The organism is Thermosynechococcus sp. OHK43, assembly GCF_014466085.1.
Classification (GTDB): domain Bacteria; phylum Cyanobacteriota; class Cyanobacteriia; order Thermosynechococcales; family Thermosynechococcaceae; genus Thermosynechococcus.
The window spans coordinates 1-2,907 of record NZ_JACOMP010000066.1; the positions used below are offsets into that span (position 1 = coordinate 1).

Here is a 2,907-nt window from a genome sequence, read left to right on the forward strand (position 1 = left end):
CGGTCAAGTGATCACCGAAGATGCGGGTCTGAAGCTGGAAAATGCCAAGCTGGATATGCTCGGTAAAGCTCGCCGCATCACAATCACCAAAGATCACACCACGATTGTTGCCGAAGGCAATGAAAAAGCCGTCAAGGCTCGCTGCGAGCAAATCCGTCGCCAAATCGAAGAAACCGACTCCAGCTACGACAAAGAAAAACTGCAGGAGCGGTTGGCCAAACTAGCTGGTGGGGTGGCGGTGATTAAAGTCGGTGCTGCCACCGAAACTGAAATGAAAGATCGCAAACTCCGTCTGGAAGATGCGATTAACGCCACCAAAGCCGCTGTTGAGGAGGGGATTGTTCCCGGTGGCGGTACCACCTTGGTTCACTTGGCTCCTGAGTTGAGCAACTGGGCCGCTGAGCACCTAACGGGTGAAGAACTGATTGGTGCCAACATTGTTGAGCGTGCCCTCAGCGCTCCCCTGCGTCGCATTGCGGAAAACGCGGGTCAAAATGGTGCCATCATTGTTGAACGGGTCAAAGAAAAACCCTTCGATGTGGGTTATGATGCCGCTAAAGATGAATATGTCAACATGTTTGATGCCGGTATCGTTGACCCTGCCAAAGTTACCCGCTCGGCTCTGCAAAATGCGGCCTCTATTGCTGGCATGGTGCTAACCACCGAGTGCATCATCGTTGACAAGCCCGAACCCAAGGAAAATAATCCTGCGGGCAGCGGTGCTGGCATGGGCGGTGACTTCGACTACTAAGCCCATCCCTACCCTGGGCACAGAGTCAATCCCTGAACCTGCCTAGGCGAGGGTTACCCACACGGGAAGCGGGGCAACCAAACCCCGCTTTTTTCATGGCTGAGTGGCTGCGAAAGGGTTTGGCAGCGTTGCTATAATAGCCCTCAATGTAATGTTTTTTAACATTAGTTCTTTTTGCAGTATGGGCGATCCAATGCCTGGAGGTGAAATTCGCATTCGGGGTGCACGGCAGCATAATCTGAAAAACATTGACCTCGATCTGCCCCGCGATCGCCTGATTGTAATGACCGGTGTCTCCGGTTCAGGGAAGTCCTCCCTTGCCTTTGACACGATTTTTGCTGAAGGACAACGCCGCTATGTGGAGTCCCTGAGTGCCTATGCACGGCAATTCCTCGGCCAGTTAGATAAGCCTGATGTGGATGCCATTGAGGGGCTGAGTCCAGCAATTTCTATTGATCAAAAGTCCACCTCCCACAATCCCCGCTCAACGGTGGGGACGGTCACGGAAATCTATGACTACCTGCGGCTGCTCTATGGCCGTGCCGGTGAACCCCATTGCCCCCATTGCGATCGCTCGATCCGCCCCCAAACCATTGATGAAATGGTGGATCAGGTGATGCAGTTGCCGCCCCAGAGCCGCTTTCAAGTCTTGGCCCCCATTGTCAAGGGGAAGAAGGGCAGCCACAGGAAGCTGCTGTCGAGTCTGGCCAGTGAAGGTTTTGTGCGGGTTCGGATTGATGGGGAGGTGCGCGACCTCAGTGATGCCATTGAACTGGACAAAAACCATGTCCACACGATTGAAATTGTTGTTGATCGCCTGGTGCTGAAGCCGGGGATTGAGGAACGTTTAGGGGATTCCTTGCGAACGGCGTTGCACCATGGCAACGGTACGGCAATGGTCAGTGTGGTGTCTCGGGAGACGGGGGCTGAGGGTCAAACGCTCCTGTTTTCAGAAAATTTTGCCTGCCCTGAGCATGGGGCGGTGATGGATGAGCTCTCTCCGCGACTTTTTTCCTTTAACTCCCCCTATGGGGCCTGTCCAGAGTGCCATGGCCTGGGCTATTTGCGCAAATTTAGCCCGGAGTTAATTGTCCCCAATCCCGAACTACCGGTTTATCTGGCGATCGCCCCCTGGGCCGAGAAGGAACACGACTACTACCTTGCTCTCCTCTGTGGTGTTGCTGAGGCCCTTGGTTTTGACATCCATACACCGTGGTATCGCCTCACGGAGTTGCAACGGGAGATCCTCCTTTACGGCACCGACACGCCGATTCTCATCCCTTCTGATTTGCGCTATCGCAAACGGGACTACTACCGTCAATTTCAAGGGGTGATTCCCATCCTAGAGCGGCAGTACCGCGAGACGACCTCCGAGGCCTACCGGCAAAAACTGGAAGAGTACCAAGTCAATCAAACCTGCCCCGCCTGTCAGGGACAACGCCTGAAACCAGCCGCTTTGGCCGTGCGCTTGGGGCAATATCGCCTTACGGATCTCACCCGTGTTTCGATTCGCGAGTGCTGGGCACGGCTTCAATCCCTGCAACTCACGCCTCGCCAACAACAAATTGCGGAACTAGCCCTGCGGGAAGTAATGGCGCGGTTGCAGTTTCTCATTGATGTGGGGCTCGATTACCTAACCTTGGATCGCAGTGCAGCCACCCTCTCTGGGGGTGAAGCTCAACGAATTCGCTTGGCTACCCAAATTGGCTCTGGCCTGACGGGGGTGCTCTATGTCCTCGATGAGCCGAGTATTGGCCTGCACCAGCGCGATAACGATCGCCTGCTGCAAACGCTCTTTCGCCTGCGGGACTTGGGGAATACGCTGATTGTTGTCGAACACGATGAGGATACGATCCGGGCTGCCGATTACATTGTCGATATTGGCCCAGGGGCGGGAAGCCACGGCGGCCAAATTGTCGCTCAAGGCAGCCTCGAGGCAATTCTCAACCATCCTGACTCCCTGACGGGGGCTTATCTGTCGGGGCGCAAGCGCATCGAAACTCCCAGCGATCGCCGGCCAGGGAATGGCAAATCCCTGATTCTAAAAAAGGTGTCCCGCAACAACCTCAAGGATATCACCGTAGAAATTCCCCTTGGCAAGCTGGTGTGTCTGACGGGAGTATCGGGATCGGGCAAGTCCACCCTCATGCACGAAG

General features: G+C 55.0%; 2 protein-coding genes. Both read left to right on the plus strand.

Translation table 11 applies throughout. From position 1 onward, the window contains the following. The coding region (locus tag H8Q75_RS02890) for a TCP-1/cpn60 chaperonin family protein (RefSeq protein ID WP_297040348.1) at positions 1-751 on the plus strand (751 nt) is incomplete at its 5' end. Between the two features lie 193 nt (positions 752-944). After that, positions 945-2,907 (plus strand): excinuclease ABC subunit UvrA (uvrA, locus tag H8Q75_RS02895; RefSeq protein ID WP_297040350.1); only part of this gene is annotated, 1,963 nt, incomplete at its 3' end.